At 49.8% G+C, this 24,624-nt stretch carries 23 protein-coding genes, 2 tRNA genes and 1 pseudogene; 9 read left to right on the top strand and 17 right to left on the bottom strand.

Annotation, left to right across the window (positions count from 1 at the left end; all coding sequences use genetic code 11):
* Positions 1 to 140 precede the first annotated feature (140 nt).
* Complete coding sequence (locus AC1S52_RS12610; RefSeq protein ID WP_482029363.1) at positions 141 to 422, top strand: hypothetical protein; 282 nt, start codon at positions 141 to 143, stop codon at positions 420 to 422.
* Positions 423 to 556: 134 nt separating this feature from the next.
* On the opposite strand, the pseudogene AC1S52_RS12615 reads toward AC1S52_RS12610, so the two are convergent.
* From AC1S52_RS12615 to AC1S52_RS12625, 3 genes and pseudogenes are all read right to left on the bottom strand, one after another.
* Positions 557 to 1,247, bottom strand: a pseudogene (locus tag AC1S52_RS12615) (IS1 family transposase).
* Positions 1,248 to 1,911: 664 nt separating this feature from the next.
* A tRNA-Glu gene (locus tag AC1S52_RS12620) sits at positions 1,912 to 1,984 on the bottom strand.
* 142 nt (positions 1,985 to 2,126) lie between these two features.
* Positions 2,127 to 2,402 carry an Npun_R1517 family heterocyst differentiation transcriptional regulator gene (locus AC1S52_RS12625; RefSeq protein WP_482029364.1) on the bottom strand — a complete coding sequence of 92 codons (276 nt, stop codon included), beginning with the start codon at positions 2,400 to 2,402 and terminating at the stop codon, positions 2,127 to 2,129.
* 1,008 nt (positions 2,403 to 3,410) lie between these two features.
* Here AC1S52_RS12625 and AC1S52_RS12630 point away from each other — a divergent pair.
* Together AC1S52_RS12630 and AC1S52_RS12635 are read left to right on the top strand one after the other, a co-directional pair.
* Positions 3,411 to 4,031 carry a hypothetical protein gene (locus AC1S52_RS12630; protein ID WP_482029365.1) on the top strand — a complete coding sequence of 207 codons (621 nt, stop codon included), beginning with the start codon at positions 3,411 to 3,413 and terminating at the stop codon, positions 4,029 to 4,031.
* 85 nt (positions 4,032 to 4,116) lie between these two features.
* Entirely contained in the window at positions 4,117 to 4,905 is a 789-nt protein-coding gene (locus tag AC1S52_RS12635) for an ABC transporter ATP-binding protein (RefSeq protein WP_482029366.1), read from the top strand.
* 208 nt (positions 4,906 to 5,113) lie between these two features.
* On the opposite strand, the gene AC1S52_RS12640 is transcribed toward AC1S52_RS12635, so the two are convergent.
* The 4 genes from AC1S52_RS12640 to AC1S52_RS12655 form a co-directional block, all read right to left on the bottom strand.
* On the bottom strand, positions 5,114 to 5,461 hold the full coding sequence (locus AC1S52_RS12640; RefSeq protein WP_482029367.1) for a P-II family nitrogen regulator: 348 nt from the start codon (positions 5,459 to 5,461) through the stop codon (positions 5,114 to 5,116).
* 174 nt (positions 5,462 to 5,635) lie between these two features.
* Positions 5,636 to 6,208: a coiled-coil domain-containing protein gene (locus AC1S52_RS12645; RefSeq protein WP_482029368.1), complete on the bottom strand. Its 573-nt coding sequence runs from the start codon at positions 6,206 to 6,208 to the stop codon at positions 5,636 to 5,638.
* A 340-nt stretch (positions 6,209 to 6,548) separates the two neighbouring features.
* Positions 6,549 to 7,085 (bottom strand): Dps family protein, encoded by a 537-nt coding sequence (locus AC1S52_RS12650; protein ID WP_482029369.1) that lies wholly within the window; start codon positions 7,083 to 7,085, stop codon positions 6,549 to 6,551.
* A gap of 399 nt (positions 7,086 to 7,484) precedes the next feature.
* Positions 7,485 to 9,176, bottom strand: coding sequence for an ABC-ATPase domain-containing protein (locus AC1S52_RS12655; RefSeq protein WP_482029370.1), 1,692 nt, complete (start codon positions 9,174 to 9,176; stop codon positions 7,485 to 7,487).
* A 264-nt stretch (positions 9,177 to 9,440) separates the two neighbouring features.
* On the opposite strand from AC1S52_RS12655, the gene AC1S52_RS12660 reads away from it, so the two are divergent.
* A complete protein-coding gene (locus AC1S52_RS12660) occupies positions 9,441 to 9,647 on the top strand; it encodes an RNA-binding S4 domain-containing protein (RefSeq protein WP_482029371.1) in 207 nt (68 codons plus the stop codon).
* A 108-nt stretch (positions 9,648 to 9,755) separates the two neighbouring features.
* Here the strand turns inward: AC1S52_RS12660 and AC1S52_RS12665 are convergent, their stop codons facing one another.
* On the bottom strand, positions 9,756 to 12,587 hold the full coding sequence (locus AC1S52_RS12665) for a PAS domain S-box protein (RefSeq protein ID WP_482029372.1): 2,832 nt from the start codon (positions 12,585 to 12,587) through the stop codon (positions 9,756 to 9,758).
* 169 nt (positions 12,588 to 12,756) lie between these two features.
* Between AC1S52_RS12665 and AC1S52_RS12670 the strand changes: the two genes are divergently transcribed.
* The 3 genes from AC1S52_RS12670 to AC1S52_RS12680 all read left to right on the top strand — a co-directional run bounded on the left by AC1S52_RS12670 (position 12,757) and on the right by AC1S52_RS12680 (position 14,296).
* On the top strand, positions 12,757 to 13,434 hold the full coding sequence (locus tag AC1S52_RS12670) for a ComF family protein (RefSeq protein WP_482029373.1): 678 nt from the start codon (positions 12,757 to 12,759) through the stop codon (positions 13,432 to 13,434).
* 34 nt (positions 13,435 to 13,468) lie between these two features.
* Positions 13,469 to 13,819, top strand: a complete 351-nt coding sequence (locus AC1S52_RS12675; protein ID WP_482029374.1) for a DUF3082 domain-containing protein — start codon at positions 13,469 to 13,471, stop codon at positions 13,817 to 13,819.
* 147 nt (positions 13,820 to 13,966) lie between these two features.
* Entirely contained in the window at positions 13,967 to 14,296 is a 330-nt protein-coding gene (locus tag AC1S52_RS12680; protein WP_482029375.1) for a hypothetical protein, read from the top strand.
* 373 nt (positions 14,297 to 14,669) lie between these two features.
* Here AC1S52_RS12680 and AC1S52_RS12685 read toward each other — a convergent pair whose 3' ends face one another.
* Together AC1S52_RS12685 and AC1S52_RS12690 are read right to left on the bottom strand one after the other, a co-directional pair.
* Positions 14,670 to 15,971, bottom strand: coding sequence for an ATP-binding protein (locus AC1S52_RS12685; protein ID WP_482029376.1), 1,302 nt, complete (start codon positions 15,969 to 15,971; stop codon positions 14,670 to 14,672).
* 8 nt (positions 15,972 to 15,979) lie between these two features.
* Positions 15,980 to 16,390, bottom strand: a complete 411-nt coding sequence (locus AC1S52_RS12690; protein ID WP_482029377.1) for a Fur family transcriptional regulator — start codon at positions 16,388 to 16,390, stop codon at positions 15,980 to 15,982.
* 61 nt (positions 16,391 to 16,451) lie between these two features.
* On the opposite strand from AC1S52_RS12690, the gene purS reads away from it, so the two are divergent.
* Positions 16,452 to 16,739 (top strand): phosphoribosylformylglycinamidine synthase subunit PurS, encoded by a 288-nt coding sequence (purS, locus tag AC1S52_RS12695; RefSeq protein ID WP_482029378.1) that lies wholly within the window; start codon positions 16,452 to 16,454, stop codon positions 16,737 to 16,739.
* 87 nt (positions 16,740 to 16,826) lie between these two features.
* Positions 16,827 to 18,155, top strand: a complete 1,329-nt coding sequence (locus AC1S52_RS12700; RefSeq protein ID WP_482029379.1) for a homoserine dehydrogenase — start codon at positions 16,827 to 16,829, stop codon at positions 18,153 to 18,155.
* A 199-nt stretch (positions 18,156 to 18,354) separates the two neighbouring features.
* On the opposite strand, the gene AC1S52_RS12705 is transcribed toward AC1S52_RS12700, so the two are convergent.
* From AC1S52_RS12705 to gshA, 7 genes are all read right to left on the bottom strand, one after another.
* Positions 18,355 to 18,666: a type II toxin-antitoxin system RelE/ParE family toxin gene (locus AC1S52_RS12705; protein WP_482029380.1), complete on the bottom strand. Its 312-nt coding sequence runs from the start codon at positions 18,664 to 18,666 to the stop codon at positions 18,355 to 18,357.
* On the bottom strand, positions 18,663 to 19,070 hold the full coding sequence (locus AC1S52_RS12710) for a ribbon-helix-helix domain-containing protein (RefSeq protein ID WP_482029381.1): 408 nt from the start codon (positions 19,068 to 19,070) through the stop codon (positions 18,663 to 18,665). Before AC1S52_RS12710 ends, AC1S52_RS12705 begins: the two co-directional genes overlap by 4 nt.
* Positions 19,071 to 19,092: 22 nt before the next feature.
* Entirely contained in the window at positions 19,093 to 19,320 is a 228-nt protein-coding gene (locus AC1S52_RS12715; protein WP_482029382.1) for a hypothetical protein, read from the bottom strand.
* 159 nt (positions 19,321 to 19,479) lie between these two features.
* Positions 19,480 to 19,552: transfer RNA gene (locus tag AC1S52_RS12720), tRNA-Met, on the bottom strand.
* A gap of 180 nt (positions 19,553 to 19,732) precedes the next feature.
* Positions 19,733 to 21,865 carry a peptidoglycan DD-metalloendopeptidase family protein gene (locus AC1S52_RS12725; RefSeq protein WP_482029383.1) on the bottom strand — a complete coding sequence of 711 codons (2,133 nt, stop codon included), beginning with the start codon at positions 21,863 to 21,865 and terminating at the stop codon, positions 19,733 to 19,735.
* A gap of 870 nt (positions 21,866 to 22,735) precedes the next feature.
* Positions 22,736 to 23,194 (bottom strand): tRNA (cytidine(34)-2'-O)-methyltransferase, encoded by a 459-nt coding sequence (locus AC1S52_RS12730; RefSeq protein ID WP_482029384.1) that lies wholly within the window; start codon positions 23,192 to 23,194, stop codon positions 22,736 to 22,738.
* Positions 23,195 to 23,423: 229 nt separating this feature from the next.
* Positions 23,424 to 24,572 (bottom strand): glutamate--cysteine ligase, encoded by a 1,149-nt coding sequence (gene gshA, locus AC1S52_RS12735; protein ID WP_482029385.1) that lies wholly within the window; start codon positions 24,570 to 24,572, stop codon positions 23,424 to 23,426.
* Positions 24,573 to 24,624 lie beyond the last annotated feature (52 nt).

Genomic DNA, 24,624 nt, shown 5'->3' on the forward strand with positions numbered 1-24,624 from the left:
ATCCACCCATCCACCCATCCACACGCAATTGTGGTCTACTCATCTGAAAATCGCTGTAATCGGATCAGATGGCTGCGATGAAATAGCGAATGAAATTGGATAAAGTTATAATTTGAGGCAATCGGTTTTGATCTAGAAGTATGATTACAGTAACAATTTTGCCTATCTCTGATGCGAACGGTGAAAAATTCTATCGTGCGATCGCAGGAGATAAACACTCTGTTGGTACAACAGCAGGACAAGCCTTAGATGCATTAACTGTCCAGTTGGGGGAGGTCGCTCCTGCAATCTCCGTAAAGGAACTCATATCAGCGGAACGTTGCCTGATTTCAATACCGAAGTTCGACTCTTTCAGCCCAGAGAAGATCAGTGGCGTGCGCATTTTCAGGTTGATGCTGAATCTGGAAGGATTGTGGGAGTAACGGTGATTGGAGTAGTCACCGTAGAACAATTGAAGATGAACAACCCTGCTCAGGTAGAAGCACGGCAATTATGGATTCGCTTGGGTTTGTTTCCATAACCGTCTTTTTCGGGCATTGCTGGATTGAAGTATGAATCATGGCGGAACCGGAACATCCCAGAATTTCAGATAGTGAAGTAGCAATCGAACTGAGCGTCCTAGCATCTTCACTAACTTTGAATAACCCAACGTCTTACAATGCAGTCGAGCCAGATCATGTCTGAATCGAGTGTTTTCTCCTTCCACCCAAATCATGTAGGTCTGACTGACCAGATGGTCTTCGTCTGGGATAAACAGAAGATAGACCCGGTTTCCATCTGTGACATAGAAGAAGCAAGTCCATAGCAAGACTAGATTCCATCAGGGTTCAAACGTCTGAGCACTATGATCTCCAATCACCCAGCCTAAAATTCCTCGTCTGAAGGGGTCAACCGCTGTCCACAGCCAGATTTTGTTTTTTTGAGCCGACAAACGTTTCTAACTCATCGAGTTCGCCAACCTCAGGAATGGTTTCAGGGGCGTAGGCACCCGGCAGAGGTTGCCCCCCTTGCTCAACCCAATCGAGCACCGTTGTGGGATGCCCTCCCTTAACCCGTTCGATCGCTCGAAACCCTGAACCATTGACACCCACTTTGAGGCATTCTCGCTGGAACTCATCTGGGTATCCTTTCGGAGGGTTATAGAGGACAATCAATTGGCGACCACAATCAACACAGATGTGAATTTGCTGACCTCTTTTCTTGCCATTCTTACGGATATGAGTGGAGCCGCATTCAGGACATTGCATGAAAATTTCCCCTATTCATACCCCTATTCTGCAACGCCGATGATCGAGTCATTCTGGAATGGGCGGCACAACAGTGTCGAATTCTATTAACCCATGATGTAGAAACAATGACTCGATATGCTTATGAGCGCGTACAGACAGGGTTAGAAATGCCAGGAGTCTTTGAGATTAGTCGCAGCGTCCAGTTAGGCTGGAGATCGAAGAAATCATATTGACCACGGAGGGGAGTTTTGAGGGCGAATGGGAAGGACAAGTGCAATATCTACCGCTCCGTTAAATTCCTAGCTCAATCTAACGACTCAAATGCAGCGGACAGGAGAGATCTCAATTTTTCAGAGCTTAGAGATCCCTTAGAATTGTCTAGCCAGTCGGGACCACTTCATTCTGAGGAGGTTGTAAAACCCAGTTTGAGCCTGCTGTACTCCAGGATTAACCGCTTAGGTATTCCCATAGGGAACACAGCACGGCAAAGGACTGAAGAATGGGCGCACTGTGTTGAGGCTTCCCAATATTGGCATTCCCGCGAGGTTCACGATACCATCTATGATCTCTGAATCGAGGATTCGGTTCAGCAACGCGCTGATGAGCCGAATTGATAGACCGAAGCTACCAAATAAAAAGAGGAAGAAAGAATTTAAACTCCTCTCCCTTTGTAATTCGTTAATACCCCCAGGGGAATTCGAATCCCCGTCGCCTCCGTGAAAGGGAGGTGTCCTAGGCCTCTAGACGATGGGGGCGTATCAACCAGCCGGGCTTATTAGCCAGACCTTTATTAAGGTAACTAACGGTGTTGCACCTTGTCAACTTAAATTTCTGGAAACTTTTACGATGGGGAAGCGCTCTCCCAGTGTGGCGATTACCGACACTGGGAGATAGCAGTTATGCCAGTTCCCTTGAATTCCTCAGTCGAATCAGGCGACGGCGCATTTGGGGCGACGCTTGCACCTCAGGCACTTCCTGTGCCTGTACCTCAATTTGAAGCGGTTCCATGTACTCATCGGAACCACAGGCAAAGGCTTCAATTAGCATTTCCAGGAGTTTATCGCGATCGCTCAATACTCCCTTCTCCTCAATCAGCCTGAACTTGAGATGAATCTCACATTCGTAAATGCCCACCTCCGCATTTGTGGGCTGATACTCGATGTCGTGTTTCATTGGTGGAAGCAGACCTACCTGCGCTATGAGAGAATCAAATCTGAGGAGTTAACACCAGGATGGTTCAAAAAAATCCAAAGAAGCTGGATTAAATGGAAACTCCCCATCACATTTCAAACCTAACATTCCCACAAATTAAATCAGATCCGCTAAATAGCTGAACCTGAAAACGAGTCATTTTGAAAACTGATACCTTTGGATTGAATTCGATTTCTAATGTTTCGCAGATACCCATTCTAATGTCTTCTATTGATACACAGAGCTAATGAATACTACTGATTTTTCAGGGTTGTAAGGTGGAACCACATGAATTTTTCATGAGGGCAGTTGAGCATTGTTTAAAGCAAAATTGAAGAGTCTCGATTTAATTTACAGGAGGAAAAGCAAGCCCTTGAAAAATCAGCGATGCTACTGAATAGGCAGATTGATTAAAACGAAGTTTCAATTCATACAACTTCTAATTGATTCTCAGAATCAACCACACAAATCAGCACTAACCAAAAAAATACTTTATACAACAGGTATTATTTTCCGGATCAAGGTTTTCTTCTTTACCCTTGTAGATGAATACTTAGATTTTTGTTGACAGTCACACTGTCAGGAACGAATTTGCTTGTGAGGCTTGAGCGAATCATGCCGATAGAAATTGATTGTTTTCACCAGTAAACCAGACCATTTCAGCAACAAATTCTGTCCCTTGTGTCGGTTTTTCCAGAAAATCTACTGAACTTTTCTTGATTCTTGATACATGAAGCCCTATTACGTGTTGAATCATGCCAAAGTTTTGCCATTGGTAACAATTAAATCCAAATACGCCTGAACTACGGATCTTTTATGCTTTGGTGAGCCACGCCATTTTTCACAAGGCTCAACAGCCGTAGTTAATACTGCCAGCCCCTACTAAGAAGCCTATCCGAGTAGCCTTTACGACCGAAGCAAAGCGGCTGTAAGTTAGCTAGGGTTGAGTTACAGTAAACCACTGTAGAGTAAACATGGAGCGTCAATATTGTGGATCGCGATCGCCCATTTGTCCCAGAACTGAATCTGCTATCCTCCCACAAACCCGATCTGCCTTTGCAACCATCCCCTGCCGAGACCGACGAGGTCTCTACTTTTCGCATTTCCCCGCTGATCCGTTTCACGCTTCTGAGTTTATACCTCGCGTTAACCGTAACGTTGCCCTTTTTAGCTCAGGTTGCCAGATCGGGCATTTCTCCCTATCTCCTTGGGTTGGGCGTTGGACTGGGAGGAGTGGCGTTGTATGCGGTTCTTTGTGAGCGGGTTGTGTTGGATGGGACAGGGATTCAAGTCACCTACCCCAATTGGGTTCCTGGGTTCTTCCGGCGAGGTTGGTCGCTGCCCTGGACAGAAATTAAAGCTCTGAAACCTCGTTCCACAGGTCAGGGTGGGCTGGTTTACTATTTTCTGAGCGCTTCAGGTCAAGCCTATCTACTGCCCATGCGTGTTGCTGGGTTTGCGCAACTGGTTCGTCAGGTGCAAGCTCATACAGGGATTGACACAGCGGATGTGCGCCCACTTGCCCAACCCTGGATGTATTTCATTTTGCTGGGATTTACGTGGCTGCTGTTGGCAGTGGATGGCTGGGCGATTTGGACAGCCTTGACCTAGGCGATTTAAGCCACTGGGTGAAATGGCGCAGGGATGACAAGCTTGTAAACTGAAGAAGAGTTTTGCAGTCATTGAGGGCAGCAGTTTGAACACGGCTCATTCTCACCTGCGAGTTGAGGGAGTCAGTTTTGCTCCCAGGCTGCTTTTATCTGGAAAAGCGGCGGCTAAAGTTGGGTTAGGGGCGAGTGAGTTACTGAAAAATATTTCGTTTGAAGTGTTTCGGGGCGATCGCGTTGTTCTGGTGGGGGCTTCTGGGGCGGGAAAAACATCGTTGTTACGCCTGCTGAATCGGTTGAGTGAGCCATCTGGCGGAACGATTTATCTCAACAATCAACCGCTGAACCACATTCCGGTGACCCAACTGCGTCGGCAGGTTGTGCTGGTGTTGCAGGAGTCGAAGTTGCTAGGGATGACGGCAAGAGAAGCGTTGGAGTACCCCCTGGTACTTCAGGGATTGCCGAAAAGAGTCATTCACCAGCGGGTAAATGAGTGGCTGGAGCGGCTACATATTCCATCGGAATGGCTGGAACGGACGGAGCTTCAGCTTTCGGTAGGACAACGGCAGTGGGTCGCGATCGCCCGTGCGCTGGTGCTTCAGCCTGAAATTTTGTTACTGGATGAGCCAACCTCTGCCCTGGATGTGGGACGGGGTGAGTTTTTGATGAAATTGTTGTTCGATCTAAACCAGCAAAGTCAAACGACTATCCTGATGGCAAACCATCAGCTAGACCTGGCAGCCCAGTTTTGCGATCGAGTATTGCATCTGAGTCAGGGAACACTGATTCAGAATTTGTCTACAGAGCAAATCGACTGGCATGAGCTGCGCCAGAGCCTTTTACAGTCAGAGGCGCAACAAATTGAGGAGTGGGGGTAGTCAACCCTACAACCCGTGGAGATGCCGTTATTAAATAATTGCTGCGGTACAAAAAGAGGCACCCTTGAAAATTTCGGGGAGCCTCAATGCCAATCTGGAATTTTGCATAAATCAAGTTTTTAGAGAAATTAGGAGAAAGCAAAAAGCTTACCCAAAATGCTCTGACGGCTAAATAAAGGATTCAAACCAGAAAGTTTTCGGGCAAACTTTAAATTGCCTCCAGATTTTTCTCTCCGGTCCGGATGCGGATGATTTGTTCAACTGGGCTGATAAAGATTTTGCCATCTCCAATTTCACCCGTGCGAGCAGCCACAATGATTTTTTCAACGACCATATCAACCTGCTCGTCTTCAACCACAATCTCGATTTTGAGCTTCTGCAAAAACTCAACGGTGTACTCTGAACCCCGGTAGCGTTCAGTTTGTCCCTTTTGTCGCCCGAACCCTCTTACCTCAGAAACCGTCATGCCGACGATACCAGCGTTGACCAGGGCAATCTTGACTTCATCGAGCTTAAATGGGCGGATAATTGCTTCTACTTTTTTCAAGTTCCACACTCCTTACCTTACATATTGGATGCCACACTGCTATCTAGCATGACACTTTCTACCACCGTCAAAAGCGAATCTTTTGTAGACAAAGATACACTTTTTCTATGACGCGATCGCCCCTTCCGTCAATAGGCGACCGAGACCTTGCTTGACGGATCCGTTAGCGGGGTTTTCTTCAGCTTACCGGCTAGGTAGAAGCGGACGAACAATCAAGAAGCCTGTGCCAAAAGCAGTAACCACAATGACCACAACTGCCAACACCAGCCACCAGCCTCCAACATCGGAGGAGCGAGGCGAATCGGGCTTACGCCTGGGCAGAGACGCTTGCTCTGTAAACAATGGTTTTTGTGAAGGCTTTTGTGAAGCAGGGGGTTCCGGGTGCTCACTTTTTCCCGTCTTTGGTGCAGTAGGCTGCGGCACGGGAGCGGAGGGGGCTTCAAAGTAAACTTCCAAATCTGGCTGGGGTGTATCGGATGTAGCCAGATGACCTGCGTGGTGAGCATCCGCAACCTGGCGCAGTTGCAGAGCCGATTGAACAACCCGCTCAATCTCAACCCGCAGTTGCTGGTTCTGCTGGGTTAGCTCCTGGTTTTGCAGCCTCAATGACTCCACGTTGGTCTTGACGGACTGCAACTCAGTTGCCACTTCCCGATAGATTGAAATTGGAACTGAAGGTGAATAGGGGTTGCTGGTGGAGGGTGCAGGGGATTCCGGCACTTTGGCGCTGGGTTTAGCGTTAGTTCTAGGTGTCATAGCTCGAAGGGTAGTTAGTCGGGCACAATTATGCATGAAATTGAACCGAATGGAACATTCTTCTTGTATTTAGTCAAAAAAATTACTGAAAGTTCCTGCTTCTACTGATGTTGAGTCTGAAATACTAATGGCTTCCAATAGAAATGGGGCAGGCTGTTTCAATCGCCTTGCCCCATTCTTATCAAACTATTGCAGGTAATAGTAGGTGTCAGGTGTCAGATGTCAGATGTCAGGTGTCATAAGGGAAAGGGGACGATTTGACCATATTTTGCGCTGGCTAATCGTCGTTCGCCTAATGGCTATCCCTACATGTACGCCAAACGAATCCCTAATGGATGAATTAGCGGGATGCACCGACTGGCTCTTTTCTAGTGCCGCCATCTTCTGGCTGAACAGACTCACCCTCCAGGAAGGAGCGCAGCATCCACGCCATTTCTTCATGACCTTCCATTAGCCCGGTCAAAAAGTCAGCCGTTCCTTCATCATGAAATTCCTCAGAACACTGGTCGATGTGTTCACGCAAATTGCGAATGATCAGTTCGTGGTCATAGACCAGCTTTTCGACCATGGCAGTTGCGTTCGGAATTTCTTTGGTTTCTTCTTTAAGCGTTGCTCTTTCCAGAAAACCTTGGGCACTGCCAATCGGGTAGAAGCCCAGCATCCGAACGCGCTCTGCGATCGCATCAATAGTTTCAGTCAATGCTTCGTAGTGCTCTTCCCACAGTTCATGTAGAGTGCGAAACTGGGGACCAATCACATCCCAGTGAAACTTTTTGGTTTTAATCAATAGCAAATAGGCATTTGCCAGATCGCTGTTCAACAAATCAGAAACACCTTTGCGCTGCTTATCAGAAAGCCCAATGTTTATCTTATGCATAATCTAGTTTTGGTTCATGGTACGACTCCATCTAATAGTTCAACAAATCAATAACGAATAAGCATCAACCACACGGGAGATATTTAAAACCATAGAAGGATAGAGGACAGAATCAGCCAAATTACCCAAGATGTATAGTTACAAATTGATGATTACACGACTGCTGGGGGTTGGATATGTTTGACGTGGTAGCAGCTTCTGTGAAGCCTCTTATGCTGAACTACAAAGTTCTGGAGTCAGCTTATGAGCTATACCTCTTAGCACCCCAAGGGAGCCATCCTATTATTTCCTTGAGGGAGCTATCCCGTAGAACTGGAAAAAGCTTACTAGAGTGCCGCAACGCGATCGTCGAAGCAAATCAGCTAGGGCGATTTCCGGATTGTGCATTGGAGTCTTGAGCTAACTCAACGATCGCCACCGATTGATCGCGGCTACCAGCTCAAACCGACGGAACATCGCAAAATCGCCTTCTGGTAGAAAGGTAAGTGGGTCGAATCCTTGAGTATCAATCGTTGCCATGATGCGATTGAGGATATCTGGTAGGGCTTGTTTACCGTCTATATCATGCTGCTGAAGGTGGAGCATAGTTGCTGCGATCGCCCGTAGTTGAGCGGTTTCCACAATTTGCTCTACGGCAGACAGGTCGATTTCTTCCTTTCCCAAAACGATAGTGTCAAGATCGCGCACTTTCCGTTTGGGTGGACGGTCATCTTCAGAGAAGGAATTACCCAGGCTCAGGATCCGGGGGGCAAGAGAACCAAATTGTTTCCCGCCTTCGGATACGCGCTCGGTGCTGTATTGTTGGGCGATCGCCTTTGCCTGTGCGGTCACATCCTGGGGTTGAAAGTCCTGCATGGCAATGACGATGTCAGCGACATCGAAATAATCGCCGCTACCACCCATGACCAGAATGGTTGAGATCTGGTGCTCCGTATAAAGCTGGCGCACCTTGTCGATAAAGGGTGTGATCGGTTCTTTATCTTTAGCGACCAGGGCTTGCATCCGGCGATCGCGGATCATGAAATTGGTGGCGGCGGTATCTTCATCGACCAGCAACAGTGATGCTCCCGCTTCCAGCGCTTCCACAATGTTGGCTGCCTGGGAAGTGCTGCCGCTGGCATTTTGAGTTGAAAATCGGGTAGTCGAACGTTCCTGGGGCAGATGGTTAATAAAGGGCGAAATATCGACCCCCGCAATGCTCCGTCCATCTTCTGCCCGGATCTTGACTGCCGCTGGATCAGTCAGGACAAACTCCCTGCCATCACCGGGAATGTGGTTATAGACCCCCAATTCGATCGCCCTCAGCAGTGTAGATTTACCGTGGTAACCGCCACCCACAATCAGCGTTACTCCCGCTGGAATGCCCATCCCCGTAATCTTGCCCCGATTGGGACAGGTGAACTCGGTCCTAAGCGATTCCGGTGACTGAAATGGAATACTTTCCTCTTGCAACGGACGCTTATCCACCCCACTTTGGCGGGGCAGAATCGAACCATCTGCTACAAACGCAACCAGCTTTTTTTCTACCAAATGGTCACGAATCCAGTCAGCATCTTCAGCCGTTTCAACATGGTGCTGGAGGGCTTTGGCATTGAGAGAGGCATATTTAAGAGTGCGATCGACTAGTTCTGGTAAATCATCACACAGCATTTCTGCGGCCTGAAACCCCGCAACCCGCCGTCCAAATGCGGGCAGTCCCACGACAAACCGCACTTCGACCTCTGCCTCACTGATAAAGATGGAGGTCCGCTCCAGAACAGTTTGCCCTGGTTGGGTAATGGCAATTAACCCGCTGCTGCCACTGCCACGACGTTGACGCACTGTATGGGCTGCCTGGTCAAACTGGCGGTTCAGGTAGTCGCGTAAAGCAATTTCTCGACTGCGGTTGCTGTAAAGGGGTTCAGGAAAACCGGACTCAGCCTGCCGAATTTTGACCCGGCACTGACTTGGCGATGCAAAAGGATCTCCCTGTACCCGGTCAATGATTAGCGTAAAATCAGGAAATTCGTAGCGTCCCTTCAGGTCTTTGTATGCCTTGTAGTTTTGCTGGTCAAGTTGCTGGAGGAGGAGGCGTAGGTCTGTGTGGTTCATTGGTCATTGGTCATTGGTCATCAGTCATTGGTCAGGGGATTAGGTGCAGGTCTAAGGGAAGAAAGGTGCCAGGTGTCAGGCTTCGACGTGAGCGATCAACCGAACGGTGCCGGGTGGTAGGGTTAGGGTGTACGTCAATTGGTAAACTGTTAGACCGCATAATCCCAACCTCTAAAACCTTAACGGCTGCTCCCAATTCCCACATGGCTCTAATTTACTAAACCGGTCCCCGCGCTCTTCTCCCCTTATTCTTTACCACTTTCCATGCCTAAGACTGACATCATCAAATTGGAACAATTTTTGAAACTGCTTGGAGTGGTCCAGACAGGAGGACAGGCAAAGCTGCTGATTCAAGCGGGTGAAGTGAAGGTCAATGGCGTGGTGGAGACTCGGCGGGGGCGAAAGTTGGTGACGGGCGATCGCGTTTCTACCCTGGGGGAGACCTTTCCCGTCAATCTCGCAGAATTGTAGAGTTAGGTATTGCATATCGGGTACTGGGATATTTTCTGTAAACTCTCAACTTTTAACTCTCAACTCCCAACTCTCCCCTCAAAACTCCCAACTCTCAAATCCCAACTCTCAACTCTCAACTTCCCCCTCGCTCTCCCCTTTCTCTCTTCCTGCCAGTTCTAAAATTGCCGTCACTAATGAAGTGGGTTCGATGGGTTTGGAAAGGTACATTTGAAACCCTTCTTGTAATGCCTTTTCATAGTCTTCCCGGCGGGCGTAAGCCGTGAGGGCGAGGGCGGGGGTGAAGGTGCCACGGTCTGCCTGGAGGTGGCGGACTCTGCGGATAAAGGAATATCCGTCTTCATGGGGCATGGCAATATCGCTGAGCAGAACATCAAGTTTTGGGGATTCTGGTAGATCCTGGTCTGTTACCGCCAGGATCAGGCTAAATGCCTCTGCTGCCGATGCTGCAACCGTGATGGTTGCTCCATACTGTTCCAATACGGCTTTTAGGAAGTCGCGGGCATCGGCTTCGTCATCCACCAGAAGAATGTGCAGACCCGCCAACGGTTCTGATGCCATCTGTCCCGCTGGAAATAGATTGGAACTGTCTGATGCCAGGGTGGAGTTGAGGGCAGAGTAGTCCTGATCTTGCAGCGCGGGGTGAATGTCGCTCAGGGCTTGTCGGTCAGAAACGATGCCTGCCAGGTCGGGTTGGCGATCGCCCAACAGGGGAAGTCTAACGGTAAATGTGGATCCCTGCCCTAACCCTGGACTGTCAGCCCGAACAGTGCCTCCGTGTAGCTCAACCAGATGACGCACGATCGCCAGCCCCAGCCCCAAGCCGCCATCGGCACGGGTCATGGAGGAATCGGCTTGCCGGAAGCGATCAAACACAAAGGGTAGAAAATCTGGGCTAATACCTTTACCAGAGTCAATCACCTGAACCTGGGCATACTCTACGGGCACATGGTTCTGAAGGGTGCTTTCCACGGCTTCATTGCTTCGCACCTTCGATAACCAGATTTCGACCTGCCCGCCTTCAGGGGTGAATTTAATCGCATTGGATAGCAAATTCCAAAAGACCTGTTGCAGGCGATCGGGATCCCCTAACAGTCTGCCAATTTCAGAATTCAACAGGCATTTGATTTCGACCTCTTTGGCTTCTGCTGCCGGACGCATGGCATCTATTGCGGCTTCAAGCACAGGCTCCAACTCAGTCAGGCGTGGTTTTAAACGCAGCTTGCCGCGAATTAATTTAGAGACATCCAAAATATCTTCAATTAACTGAGCTTGCAGGCGAGCGTTGCGCTCAATGGTTTCAAGCGCACGGGCAGTCATTTCGCTATCCAGTTGACGGATGCGCAACAGGCGCGACCAACCCAGCATCGAGTTGAGCGGTGTCCTTAGCTCATGGGAAAGGACGGCAAGAAACTCATCTTTCATCCGGTTGGCTTCTGCTAATTCTTCTGCCTGCCGCCGCAGAGTATGCTCCAACCGCTTACGTTCTGTTAAGTCCAGGACGAAAGCAATGAACTCCTGTCGATCGTCTCCCAGCAGTGTAAAACCCAATAAAACAGGAACCCGCCCCCCATGCTTGCGAATATATTCTTTCTCGAAGGGAGTGCAGGCACCGCTGACTCTAGCTTCAGCGATGCATTGTTGATCCATTTCGTGGTACTCGACCGGGGTAATGGTGATCCAGGATAAATGACCCGCTTCCAGGTCTTGGCGGGTGTAGCCGATCATTTCCAGGAAGGCATCATTTGCCTGCTCAATCCTGCCATCGAGATAGCCAAACACAATGCCAATGATATTTCCTTCAAAAAAGCTGGTCAGACGTTCCTGGCTCAGTTTGAGGGCGGCTTCTGCCCGTTTGCGATCGCTCAGGTCTGCCATGATTGCCATAATGCTATCGTCTTCAGCACTGCTACCGCGCAACACAGCCGTCCAAAGTCCAATCTCGATTGGGCTACCATCACGCCGTTGACGGCAAATTTCCAGCCCGTTTAATACCTCTCCCCGTAAGGTAGAAGCGAGATTTACTTGAAATTCTGCCCAGCGATCGCTGGAAACCGTGGGCATCACCTGCCCCTGTACCTCGTCCTGGTGCCAGCCAAACATCCGCTCTGCCATCGGATTCCATAGCTTCACCCGACCGACTCGATCCAAAACCGCGATCGCCAGGGGGGATGCCTGAATCAGTGCTTGTAGTGCCTGGTTAGTTTCTTGCAGCCGATTTTCTGCCTGTTTCCGCTCTGTGATATCAATGCCAGCGCTAATCACAAATCGAACAAATCCTTCTTCATCCAGTAAAACGGTATTAGACCAGGCAATCAAACGGCGATCGCCCGTGTGAGTCATCCAGGTGCCTTCGTACTCACTCGGAAAAATGCCCGCCCGCAACTTGCGAAAGGTTTCCTGGACAGGTTCTACTTCTTCAACGGGCAGAAACAAATCCCACGGGTGTTTTCCCCGCACAAGTTCAAATGAATACCCGGTTGCCTGTTCGCACGCCCGGTTAAATTCGACAATCCTGCCCTGGCGATCCAGCACCACAATCAAATTACCCGCCGTGCTGACCACCGCCGCTACCAGGTCACGCTCTGTTTGCAGCGCTTTGACTAGTCGCCGCCGCACGGCACTAAGAGAGCAAAGCAACAACGATACGAGAACAAAAATCACCAGCCGCAGTAAACCGGCAGGATCTTCAAACTGCCAGGATCCGGTCGAGGGAATAAACCAATATTTTGCTGCCACCGCACTCAGACAGATAGCAACCATACCAGGACCCAAGCCTCCATACCAGGCACTCGCCATCACAGACGCAAAAAAAATCAGAAAGGGCGATTGACCCATTGGGATCCAGGAGTTTAGCGTCAGCATCATTAGCAGCCCCAGGAGAACTGCAAGAATTGCGACCCCATACCGAACCCAGCGGGAATGCTGAGGCTTGGTCATTATTCGGGGCGCTGCATGATAGGACAGGCGTGGAAAGCGGGCGTTGCTCCAGGATGGCACTGACGACAACTCCTCTGGATGGTTTTTCCCAGTCTACAGGTGGGCACAATCGGTTGGGGATAGGAGTTGCCCAGTCGGGCAGATTGGCATAAATGATGGGAAATTTTGCATGAAAAACTTAGGTTGGCATCTACGTGGATTAGCCGGACTGGTTCTAGAAGCCCAATGTCCGCTCTGCCAGCGTTCGGCAGATCAGGTGTTTTGTCAATACTGTTTGCGTCAGGTACAAAGGGGTCAATTGGCTGAGACGGAGCAGTTACAGCCAGGGACACTACCAGTCTTTGCCTGGGGTGGCTATAGCGGAAGCTTAAAACGGGCGATCGCCGCTCTCAAATATGAAAACAGTCCCCAGATTGCCCGTCCTTTAGCTGGCTGGCTGGCACAGTCCTGGCTCTCTAGCAACTCGTTTCCCAGTCGGTTAACCGTTGTCCCCATTCCGATGCATGCCACTAAACGAAAGCAGCGGGGCTATAACCAGGCAGATCTGTTAGCAGAAAGTTTCTGTGAATTGACTCGCCTGCCCTTGGAACGTCAAGGCTTGGAGCGATCGCAGGAAACCATTGCCCAGTTCGCTCTCTCTGCCACCGAACGGGAAGAGAACCTGACAGAAGCCTTCACCCCCGGCAAAGCCTTCTGCAAGAAACAGCCCACCAGCCCCGTTCTGCTGCTGGACGATATCTACACCACCGGAGCCACTGCCCGCTCCGCTGCTCGAACCCTGAGGCGACATGGGATTCGAGTGTATGGAATGGCAGTCGTGGCGAGGGCGTTGAGGGAGAGGGGGTAGAATGAATGCAATGGTTCACCCTGGTACTCTCTTCATGAGCGAAGTTACTCAGTCCTCCGAAGGGGCAGTCGAGTCGTCTGATTCTGGTTCTAAGCTGCCGGGTCCCTGGCGTTGTTTGCTGGGGGCGATCGTGGCGGGAGTGCTGGCGATCGCGCTTTACAAGATGACCTTATCGATTGCCCATAGCTTTGCCACTAAACCGATTCACAGCGATAACTACATCGTTCACCGGATTTCCGCTGCGGTGCGTACCCTCGTCGTTGGCATGAGCGCCCTGGGAACTGGAGTGTTTGGGTTTGCCTCCCTGGGTTTATTGGGGTTAGGCATTCAGGTTGGGATTCAACGCTTAAAAAATGGCTCAGTTCCACCTGCTTCTGACAACTAAAAAATAACAACTGAAAAGTATTGAGCAATACAGCTTTTATTTCAAAGAACTAATTTTTTTATCGTTCTGTCAGCAGTTCTTAACCCAGCGATTGAATCATGCAAAAGTGAGGATGGGGCTGTTGAAATCTATGAATAGGAAAAGACGATGAATACGAATGAACAAGCCAGAGAACTAGCAACGGAAGCTCGACAACATGCAGAAAACCTTCAAGAAAATGTTTTGAATCGAGCATCTGAAGCGCTGCATTCTTCAGCCGCAACCATTCGGGAAGAAGCTCGCGAACTAGCAGCGGAGGGGCGGCAACAGGCAGAGACCCTACACGAAAACGTATTAAGTCGGGCGGCTGAGGCGTTGCAAAATACCGCAGATGATATCAAAGAAGAAGCCAGGAAGTTGGCCGCTGAGGGGCGACAACACGCCGAACACCTCCAGGAAACCGTTCATCAGCGGGTTAGTGACGAGGTGAACGATTAATTTATAGGCAGGTGGCAAGTGTTAGATGTTAGGTGTCAGGGGAGAAAGGACGGTGTGTCAAGCATTTGCGCTTCTTAGGGACTCGCAAATTAATAAAGTCCCAACGTCATTCCCGCGCAGGCGGGAATCCATCGTGGAGCAGCTTGTCTAGTGAGTACTTTATTTTGGGGCACATCCCTTAATGCAGTTTCAACCAACCGATTGTGCATAATTTGACTCTGTCTCTACCCCAACTCCTTCTCCAACAGGAGAGGGACTTTGAAAATCACTCCCTTCTCCCCAGGGAGAAGGGTTGGGGATGAGGGCTGAATGGTAGGTTGCATAACAGATTTCCTGAATATGCATTAATTTGTCTTCATCCGGATGGTTACAGCTATATCGCCAGTTCTGCGGTCAAAAAGTCTACGAACTGGCGGGCAGATCGCCCAGAACGTCCATTATGGCGGGTTGCCCACTGGAGGGCGCGGTGTTCCAGATCCGCTGTATCCAGGGAGATACCCGCCTGGGTTGCCAGGTGATGAACAATTTTGAGGTAGGTTGTCTGATCGGCTGGTTCAAAGGTCAGAGTTAAGCCAAACCGATCGCTAAAGGATAACTTTTCCTGTACCGTGTCCCAGGCGTGGATTTCTTCGCTGTCGCTGGGACGGGGGCGATCGCCAAAAAACTCCCGAATCAGGTGGCGGCGGTTAGAAGTGGCATAGACCACGACATTTTGCGGTCTTGCCGTTAAACCACCTTCCAACACCACTTTCAATGCTTTGAAGGCATCCTCATCTTCCTCAAAGGATAGGTCATCCACAAAAATAATGAATTTCTGGGGTAGGTTTCGGAGCCGTTCGGCGATCGCCGCCAGATCCTTCAGATCAGACTTAGCAACCTCAACTAATCTCAGAGGGCTGGTTCCATACTCATGCACCAGTCCCTTGACCAGGGACGACTTCCCAGAACCCCGACTGCCGTAGAGCAGCACATTCAGTGCCGGATAACCACCTAGCAAAAACTCCGTATTCTTTAACAGGGCTTGCTTCTGAGACTCGTATCCTTCCAGATCAGCCACTCTCACTGGGTCAGGATAGGCAACTCCTACCATCTCACCAGCCTGCCAGCGAAACGCTCGATACTCCCCAAACAAGCCTACGCCGTATTGACGGTAGAAACCTGCCAGCAACTCCACGGCTTCTGCCCAATCCTTTTTTGTCTCTAAGGTAGACCTTAGCTCATCCAGTACGGACGCATCCTGATGGTTCCAGGCGACAGGTGCAACCGCCAGATGGGATGCAGCTTTGACCCAATGACTAAGCTGCTCTCCACTGCATTCATACAGATTTTGCAAAATTTGAAGATCATGCTGAACTGCCGTTATCAGTGACGGAGATAGGTTGCTCCAATCGCCTTGCTGCACCTGACAGGTAAACGGATTTTCATCCCGCAAAACCCTTTGCAGCAGATAGTCCTGCCAGCTTTGTTGCGTGCTGGCTAATATCCGAAACCAGTGACCATAGGCATGGAGACAATCCAGACTTTCCGCAGCCACATTTCGCTCTGAATAGCGAATTGCTTGCAAAAGATCCAGAAACGCCCGTCCAGCGGCTCCATCCAGTACCGATTGATAAATCAGCAAAGAGGCTGCCTGACGCAGCAGGGTTTGTACCGAATTGACAATGTGAGCATCCATTGGGTTGATTAGTTTGCAGGGTCGGTGGCAGTATTCGCTGTCTGGCACTGGGTACACAACCCAAAAAATTCCAGCATGTGGTAATAAATTTTGAACTGGTAAGACTGATTTAGTTGAGCTTCCAGCTCATGCACCGGACAGCCATCGATCGGAATGGTTCCACCGCATTGCAGGCAGGTCAGGTGATGCCGATCTTCCTGTGCCAGACTGTAAAGCGCCTCTCCCCCTCCCGACACCGTCCGCATCTGCACAACTCCCTCCAACTTCAGCGCCTCTAGCGCCCGGTAGACCGTTGCCAGCCCCATACTCTGATCACGGTTTCGCAACTCCACATAGAGATCCTGTGCCGAAATCGATCGCTTCAGCGTCTTCAACACATTGAGAATTCTCTCCTGACTGCGGGTACGGTGGGTTTTCATAGCGACTGCTCCCTACCCCCTGTTAAGCTAGTTTTGCCAGGTTTCACCATCATTTGAGAATATGACTCTATCTCGTAAGTATCAGGCTCACATCTATGTTACTCTTCGACCGTCTGTTCTTGACCCTGCGGGAACGGCGGTGCAGTCTGGGCTAAAACACATGGGCTATGAAAATATCGACCAGGTCAGAATTGGTAAGTTTATTGAGATGACATTGAGTGCAGATAATGAAGAGACTGCCCGTGAGCAGCTTAACCATGCCTGTGATCAGCTTCTGGCAAACCCTGTGATTGAAAATTATCGGTTTGAGCTGCGCGAGTTGTCTACAGTAATGGGTCCAGGGGCGTAGGGGGAAGGGAGAAGGGGTGAGGTGGTGAAGAGGAGGGGTCTGAATAAAAAAGCGTTGGCTGTTGGTGTTGTCTAGGGGGTTGGGACTGTGGGGTTTAAGATTGGGTTGTTGGGGCTGGGAACGGTTGGTACAGGTACAGTGGAGATTTTGCTGAACCCGGCGCAGCGGCATCCACTGGTGCAAGAGTTAGAACTTTATCGGGTGGGGGTGCGATCGCTCGACAAACCCCGTTCTGTCGATCTACCTTCTGACCTGTTCACCACGGATCTAGAGGCGATTGTGACGGATCCCAACGTCGATATTGTCGTTGAGGTAATTGGTGGGTTAGAACCGGCGCGATCGCTCATCCTGAAGGCAATTGCCCACGGTAAGCATGTGGTGACAGCAAATAAGGCGGCGATCGCCCGGTTTGGCGAAGAAATCTTTGAAGCCGCAGCAGAAGCGGGGGTCTATGTCTTACTAGAAGCTGCTGTGGGTGGCGGTATTCCCGTCGTTGAACCACTGAAGCAGTCCCTCTGTTCTAACCGCATTCATACGGTTACAGGCATCATCAACGGCACGACCAACTACATCCTGACTCGGATGCAGCAAGAGGGAGCCGATTTTTCTGAGGTGCTTGCCGATGCCCAGCGTCTAGGCTACGCCGAAGCTGACCCCACCGCCGATGTGGATGGGTTAGATGCGGCAGATAAAATTGCCATCCTGGCATCCCTGGCATTTGGGGGACGCATCAAGCTACCAGAAGTTCACTGTGAAGGGATTCGTCAGGTGAGCGCCGCAGATATTACCTACGCAGAGAAGCTGGGATTTGTGATCAAGCTATTGGCAACGGCAAAACGAACACCACAGTCCTCACTGGATGAGCCAGAACAATTACAGGTGAGAGTCCACCCTACGCTAGTGCCCAAAGCCCATCCCCTTGCCAGTGTGAATGATGTTTACAACGCCATTCTGGTCGAGGGAGAACCCGTTGGTCAGGTGATGTTCTTCGGTCCCGGTGCAGGTTCAGGTCCAACTGCTAGTGCGGTCGTTTCGGATATTTTGAATATTGCCGCGCTGTTAAAAGTCGAACGAGGGCGGCTTACTAAGTCCGACGGAACACCGCTGCTCGATCCCTTACTTGCCTGTTCCCATCAGCACTATTGCTCCATTGCCCCGATGGAAGACCTGACTACTCGTTTCTATGCCCGCTTCCTGACCCAAGACACGCCTGGAGTTATCGGCAAACTGGGGACCTGTTTCGGCGATCACCAGGTTAGTTTGGAATCGGTTGTGCAAACTGATGTCAACGGCAATCAGGCAGAAATTGTGGTCGTTACCCATGATGTCCGTGAGGGCAACTTCCGCAAGGCTTTAGACGAGATTCGCTCAATGGACTCGGTGAGCAGTGTTGCCAGTATGCTCAGAGTTCTCTGATCAGTAGGTAATGGTGGGAGAAACCGAGGTATGTAACCGAATGTAAAGATTTCTGCTGTTCTAAAATCGAAATCGCTCAACGCTATACCGTCCTTGCTGTGTTCTTGACTCGCTTTTGCCAGCGATTGAGAGTGGCACACACTGTTTCAACATTCCAGGCAAAGCTAAACACTGACTGGCATTACTGGGTGAATCAGGGCTATGAGTTTGGGTAGGGCTTAGTGCCCGGTAGCTTTAGCCTATGCCCCAGCATGGCTCGCCTGACGGTGAGAATATTGATTTGCTGGTATGTAGAGAATGAGGTACTGATCCATTGGGAGACTACGTAATTCAGGTAAATTTCGTTGTGCTGTAGCCCGATATTGGGAAATTGAGCGATTTTGGAACATTTTGCATTCAGTTTAGAGAGAAACCGATCTGCTTGCTCCAAACCAGATTCACGGGCGATGTAATCTGCAATTTGCTCAATATCTCGGATTGCAGGTTCGGTGAGGCGAAACTGTGGAGTCATGACTCGGCAGCATGACGAGAATGTAAGTTAGAACGAATCTGCGCCATCGCCGTGGAGCCATCGACAAGTTCACCACGCTGGGCGGCTTCCCATCCAATCCGGGCTTCCTGTTGGAGTTCTTGCAGCCGCCCCTGGTAAATGCCTTCCTGCTGTTCGAGGAGTTTTGCGCCTGCGATAAGAACATCGATCGCAGTCTGATATTTACCGCTAGCCAGTTGGCGTTGCACTAACTCTTCAAGTTCGGGGGGAGAACAATTTGCATAGCACTGCATGACAGAAGTAGCTGTTTTAATTGTAGCGATCGCACTTTGGCACAGTTTTGAGCGGAAATCGCATTCACCCAATTCTCTGGAGTTGTGGGCGATCGCACTTCTGTCAGCATCTCGCCTGAGACTACAACCCAAATGTCAGGGGTCACTTTCGGCGCTAGATACCGTTCTCATCCAGATAGGCTTTAATTCCTGCTTCTAGATCCTGGAGCGCTGCTTCCAGGCTGGGGTAGCTGTCTTCGCCCTCATAAACGGTGCCGCCTAGATCGTAGGCTCGGACAAAAGCAGAAATCATCTCATCTTGTCCAATTTCAATCCGCCCAATTTCTTCAACAAAGCGATGGATGGTTGGGTATTGCTCTGCAAAAGTTTTCGCCTTTGGCATTGGTGTTTTCTGACTTGAGCGCACTGCACAATTCTACAGGGTGAAGGGCGATAGCATATTGACCAGATTTAACCTGTTTGAAACACTACCGTAGCCAGATCTGAGAAGCCGCGCGGAGGAAAAAACTGCTGGAAGCTTTACACAGCCTCTTTTTCTTGATGGCTCAGGCGGGATTTGAACCTGCGACCTTGGGCTTATGAGTCCCCTGCTCTAACCACTGAGCTACTGAGCCTTAAATATTCAGCTTTATTAAGATAGCATAACAAGCCACATCAGAGCTATTATTCATTCCCTTTAAAGCTTTTTATCCAGAGAAATGCAGCAAAATGCAGCCATTTGAGAATTGCGATAGCCGAAAAAGGGAGCCATATGGCTCCCTAAAAGCATTTAGACCAAAGATACTTAAATGGTGCTATGCCCCTGGTCTGGACAGATAAGCCATCGGGTTAACCGCTCCGTGCCCAGGTAAATGAACCTCAAAGTGGCAGTGAGGACCCGTGCTGTACCCAGTGCTACCCATTTCAGCGATTTGCTGACCTTGTTCAACTTCCTGACCCTGCCGTACCAAGATCCGGTTGTTGTGGGCATAGAGGGTGACGCTACCGTCAGCATGTTTGATTTCCACCAGGTTGCCATAGCCACCAGAGTTCCAACCTGCTGTAATGACTACACCAGGGGCTGCTGCCATGATCGGGGTGCCTGTTGGTGCCGCAATGTCGATCCCTTTGTGCATCCGTCCCCATCGCCAGCCATATCCAGAGGACAAAACACCTTTGGTGGGCCAAATGTAACCATTAAATCTGCCAGAAGCTCCGGGTAAGTAAGAATCTACAGAACCCAAAGGAGGAAGATCGGGAGAAACCATCTTACCCACGGAGGAGGGTAACAGGGGTTCATAGTTTTCGGAACCCAGAGGTGCTGCTGCCACTACTTGGGGCTGAGATGTTGCCAGAGCCGGTCTCGCAGAAGCCGATTCGGATGCATCAACCTCACGAGTTTGAACCTTGGTTTGCAGTTTGCGAACCTGCGATCTCACCGACTCCATAGGCGTAGGTGAACTGAATTCAGGATTCACTCGCGTCGAAACGGCTTCACCTCCTGTTGCAGAACCGGATGGTAAAGAAACCGCAGCAACCCGAGTACCAGACTGGGTTGTAATCTGAGAACTTACAGACGAATCTCTGTACTTCTCCCGTAATCTGACGATTTCCAAGCGCAGGTTTTCAACATAGTCATACTGCTGATCCGCAGTAGATTGGCCAGATTGAGCAGGTTGATTCCGAACAAAAGGTGCGGTGGCAACCTGAATATCGTCCTTGGCAACACTGACTGGGGTAGAAACCGTAGAAACGCCTTCGCTTGCAGAAGCTGGTGGGGCGGGTAACGAAGCAATTTTTCCTTGAAATTCGGGACCTGCTGCGGGCTGGAACCGAGATTGAGAAGCCGGAACAGAGGAGATCTCAGATCCACTATCAACGGTGATAATAGGCAACTCTGACTGGTCAGCTTGGGGCTTCAACGCGACAAGGTTTGGAACAGCAAGGGATTTATTGGCTGAACTGGTCTGCTGAGTTAGAGAAGTAGTCCCATCTTGGGGAATGACCAGCACTTGATTGACTCGAATCACATCAGGATTGGTGATGCCGTTCGCCTGTGCCAACTTTCTTTGGGAAATTCCATGTGCCCGGGCGATCGCACTCAGAGTATCACCGATGGCAACCCGATGAGTTCCTGAACCTTCAGTCAGTTGAGACTGAGGCTCTGTGGATTGGTTTAAAACTTGTGGCTCCTGATGAACAGCCTTCATCCTTGAAAGGCTGACCCGAAGGTCTTCACGCTTTTGCTTCAGTTCATCCAGGGCTTCATCCTGCCGAAGCTTCAGAGTTGCATCGCTAGGCGCAACTTCAGCGGTAGTAGCTTCAGACGTATCAGACATAACAGACGGTTTGACTTCAACTTTCTCAATCAACCCGTAATAGCTGGGAATTGGGCGCTCCGCAACTTCTGGCGTAACCGCGCTGGCTACCCGGGTATCGACTGGAAACCTCAAAACCTGACCCACACGAAGCACCGTATTAAGCGGAACCCCATTCAGAGTTGCAACGGTGACAGCGTCAACTTTGTAGGACTGAGCCAATTGCCAGAGAGTTTCACCCTCTTGAACAATATGCTCAATCAATCTAGCGCCTGCCAAACCAGAAAATTGAGCAGGGGAAGCCGCATCTTCGCCAGAGGATAAGGCGGCCAGATCAAAAGTCGAGGGGGTTGCCGCTGCGGGTTCGCTTGGTAGCGGTTCTGCTGCGATCGCCTCATCTCCTTGATGAACTAACAATAGGCTTTGAGCACCCATTGAAATTGCCGCTAATCCAATCATTGCGGCAGAGGTACGAGAGCGACGGCTGCCCTCTGAGAGAGCCTGCTTAGATTGATCTACCACCCCATCATTTTCAGTGACGTAGGGAAGAACAGGCTTAACCTTCTGCGGAAATGCTCGTTTCAAAAAACGACCTCCTAAATGTCCAGCGTTTAACTGTCCTCGAGTCATTCAAACGATTCACCTGTCAATGATATGGATCGCATGAAAAAGAGGATCCGAATCACCGAGGGTAAACACACTTAGGCAAGATTACCCTGCTTTTTCGATTTAGACAAGTTTACATAAGCGGGAAAAATCGATACCAAGCTTTAGAAAAGTCTGTGGTTGATTTTTCCTATCTCTGGTTCGCTTGCTAAATGCTTGCAGACCTAGCCCATGGCATCCGGCTGAGCATTTAACCGAAAGAGGCTGGTTAGCTTCAGTCGGGTTAAAAATCAAACCTGATAAATAGGCTGGTTGCTGCTTGGAAAAAAGCATGAGGTAAACCTGCTGGGGACAGGGTTGAAACGTCCAATCAGCCACGTTTAGCACAGCTTTATGAACGGTCCTAAGGCTGATGTAATTAAACAACTGCCTTAAGGTGGTGAAATGTAGCACAGATCTGAACGAAAGGTAAAGATTGACAGAAAGCTTAAAGAGTGCGCAGTTACTTTCTCAACGTTTCTACCGCCCATCAGGCAAAAGGGTTTGAATTTATGCAACAGCCCTGATGGGATGACCACCCACTTCTTCATCGTCTATAGGAATTTCTTATTGCAAGTTAGGATTCTGGTATCCTGGGTAACGATACTGTACTTGCCTATCAGCTATCCCCCAATCCTAAAGCTGACTGGCTCTTGACTCCTTCTTTACTCCTATTTAGGGGACGAATTGAGCCAATGAATCGTTAAAGCATTTAGAGCTATTTTTAGATGCATATATATAGATATAGTGTTCCTTCGCAGAAGCCGGAGTACTCCAACCCAACCTATACAAGTCTTAAATTGACTTAGTCCCACCTGCTTATAGCGACTATATAGATAAGGCAAATGAAAGTCGCTATAGATAGCCAAGCTGGCGGTGGGCTTCAAAAAGTCCTATGGCAACGCTGACAGAAAGGTTAAGGCTACGGACTCCAGGTTGGTTCATGGGAATGTGGACTGTGGCAGCACAGGTATGGAGTACATTCGATGAAAGCCCCGTGGTTTCACTGCCAAATAACAGCCAATCATCTGGAAGAAAGTCAAATTTTATATAGCTACAGCTTCCAGAAGTGCTGAAACCAATCCAGCGACCAGACTGAGCTTCTGAAAATGTCTGAAAGTCCTCAATGGAGTTGTGATAGCGCAGTTTAACGTAGCTCCAGTAGTCCAGTCCTGCCCGCTTGAGGTAGCGATCGCTGATTTCAAATCCCAGTGGCCCAACCAGGTGTAACTCGGTGCCAGTTGCAGCGCAGGTGCGGGCAATATTGCCGGTGTTGGGCGGAATTTGGGGATGAACAAGAACAACTCTGAGCATATTTTTTTAGACTCAATCCCGGTTAAAACGATGCCATCACCTCGACGGTCAATCCCAATAAATTGATAGTTTTTTTTAATACCCAAGGCTTCCTGGACAGACTGATTAAATATTCTGAACTTTTTTAGCCCGTTTTGCCAGAATTAGGCAAAAGGATCGAGAGGCAGGTGTCAAGTGCCAGATGATAGGTGATAGGTGCATTCACCCACAAACTCTCAACTCTCAACCCCTACGCCACCAAGGGCTGACAAAGGCTATCTTGCAGAGCTAATTCCTGTGCTTCCGTTTCCCGAATCGCTTGCTGAACGACCTGACGAACGTCCAGCCCCTGGTGATAGAGCTTGAGCCAGCGTTGAGCCTCATTTCCTTCCCTTAGAGTTTTTTTCAGTGGTAATAAGAAACAACTGAATCCTTGCTTTTTGGCAACGTCCCAGACCTCCTGGTAAAGCTGCTCAATCCATTCCCGTGCATGGATTGGACTGCCATCCTTCCAGTGGTTCAGTTTTGCATCCAGGCTGAATCGGGCAGCGGCGATTTCATTGGCATCCGTGAGGGCGATTAAGTCTTCTGAACGGGTCTCCGCTGAAAGCTGGCTCATTTGCAACGGATCGAGTTCTGGGTTCTCGATCAGTTGCAATAACCGCGCTTCTAGCAATGCAGCGATCGCCAGCAGGGAAATGGGGTCAGAGACCAGGTCACAGATTCTCAGTTCCAGGCGGTTGAGGTTATAGGGGCGGTGATCGCCATTGGGGCGCACGGAAGACCAGAGATGACGAACATTTTGCATGGTTCCCAAGGTCAACTGCTGCTCAGTCCACTGAATAAAGTGGGCATGGCTTTCAAACAGGGGAACATGGGCAGGCGTTTTAGGAAATAGCCCCCAACGAGTGGAGTGATATCCGGTTACCTCTCCATTTAAGAAGGGAGAAGACGCACTGAGTGCCAGAAATAGGGGAGCTTCGACCCGGATCAACCGACACGCCCGCAGCAGTAGCTCTGGGTCAGCAATGCCAATATTAATATGGACACTGGCGGTCACCACTTTTGTGCCGTAGGTCTGCTCAATATAGCTGTGATAGGGGTTGCCAGGATCGGAGCGATGAAAGCGATCGGTTCCTGCCAGGGCAAGGGTGCTACCAGGGGTGAGGGTAAAGTCGCCCAAATGCTTCAGATATTCCCGTAAACGAGTGCGGGGACGCACCAGGTCGCACAACAGTCGCTCATAGCGGTAGCAGGGAGGGGTTGTATATTCCACATTGCGACTATCGGGTTCCCGCACAAAGCCATCCAGCGCCGCCACAATTTTGTCAGAAAGCCCAACAATGTCGCCCTCAGGGGTGCTGGTATAGATCTCAATTTCAAACCCTTTCGACAGCATGATCTGGTCTCCCTGGAAGCGTCTTGTCGATCCTTATTTCATCATCCAGTAT

The sequence above is a fragment of the Kovacikia sp. CALU 1929 genome, from assembly GCF_056784235.1.

Coding starts and splice junctions, on each gene's coding strand:
- AC1S52_RS12665 (WP_482029372.1), bottom strand. CDS start 12,587: ATGACCAAGCCTCAGCATTCCCGCTGGGTTCGGTATGGGGTCGCAATT.
- AC1S52_RS12655 (WP_482029370.1), bottom strand. CDS start 9,176: ATGAACCACACAGACCTACGCCTCCTCCTCCAGCAACTTGACCAGCAA.
- AC1S52_RS12610 (WP_482029363.1), top strand. CDS start 141: ATGATTACAGTAACAATTTTGCCTATCTCTGATGCGAACGGTGAAAAA.
- AC1S52_RS12725 (WP_482029383.1), bottom strand. CDS start 21,865: ATGACTCGAGGACAGTTAAACGCTGGACATTTAGGAGGTCGTTTTTTG.
- AC1S52_RS12625 (WP_482029364.1), bottom strand. CDS start 2,402: ATGAAACACGACATCGAGTATCAGCCCACAAATGCGGAGGTGGGCATT.
- AC1S52_RS12715 (WP_482029382.1), bottom strand. CDS start 19,320: ATGCCAAAGGCGAAAACTTTTGCAGAGCAATACCCAACCATCCATCGC.
- AC1S52_RS12670 (WP_482029373.1), top strand. CDS start 12,757: ATGAAAAACTTAGGTTGGCATCTACGTGGATTAGCCGGACTGGTTCTA.
- AC1S52_RS12675 (WP_482029374.1), top strand. CDS start 13,469: ATGAGCGAAGTTACTCAGTCCTCCGAAGGGGCAGTCGAGTCGTCTGAT.
- AC1S52_RS12730 (WP_482029384.1), bottom strand. CDS start 23,194: ATGCTCAGAGTTGTTCTTGTTCATCCCCAAATTCCGCCCAACACCGGC.
- AC1S52_RS12705 (WP_482029380.1), bottom strand. CDS start 18,666: ATGACTCCACAGTTTCGCCTCACCGAACCTGCAATCCGAGATATTGAG.
- purS (WP_482029378.1), top strand. CDS start 16,452: ATGACTCTATCTCGTAAGTATCAGGCTCACATCTATGTTACTCTTCGA.
- AC1S52_RS12645 (WP_482029368.1), bottom strand. CDS start 6,208: ATGACACCTAGAACTAACGCTAAACCCAGCGCCAAAGTGCCGGAATCC.
- AC1S52_RS12680 (WP_482029375.1), top strand. CDS start 13,967: ATGAATACGAATGAACAAGCCAGAGAACTAGCAACGGAAGCTCGACAA.
- AC1S52_RS12660 (WP_482029371.1), top strand. CDS start 9,441: ATGCCTAAGACTGACATCATCAAATTGGAACAATTTTTGAAACTGCTT.
- AC1S52_RS12650 (WP_482029369.1), bottom strand. CDS start 7,085: ATGCATAAGATAAACATTGGGCTTTCTGATAAGCAGCGCAAAGGTGTT.
- gshA (WP_482029385.1), bottom strand. CDS start 24,572: ATGCTGTCGAAAGGGTTTGAAATTGAGATCTATACCAGCACCCCTGAG.
- AC1S52_RS12690 (WP_482029377.1), bottom strand. CDS start 16,390: ATGAAAACCCACCGTACCCGCAGTCAGGAGAGAATTCTCAATGTGTTG.
- AC1S52_RS12685 (WP_482029376.1), bottom strand. CDS start 15,971: ATGGATGCTCACATTGTCAATTCGGTACAAACCCTGCTGCGTCAGGCA.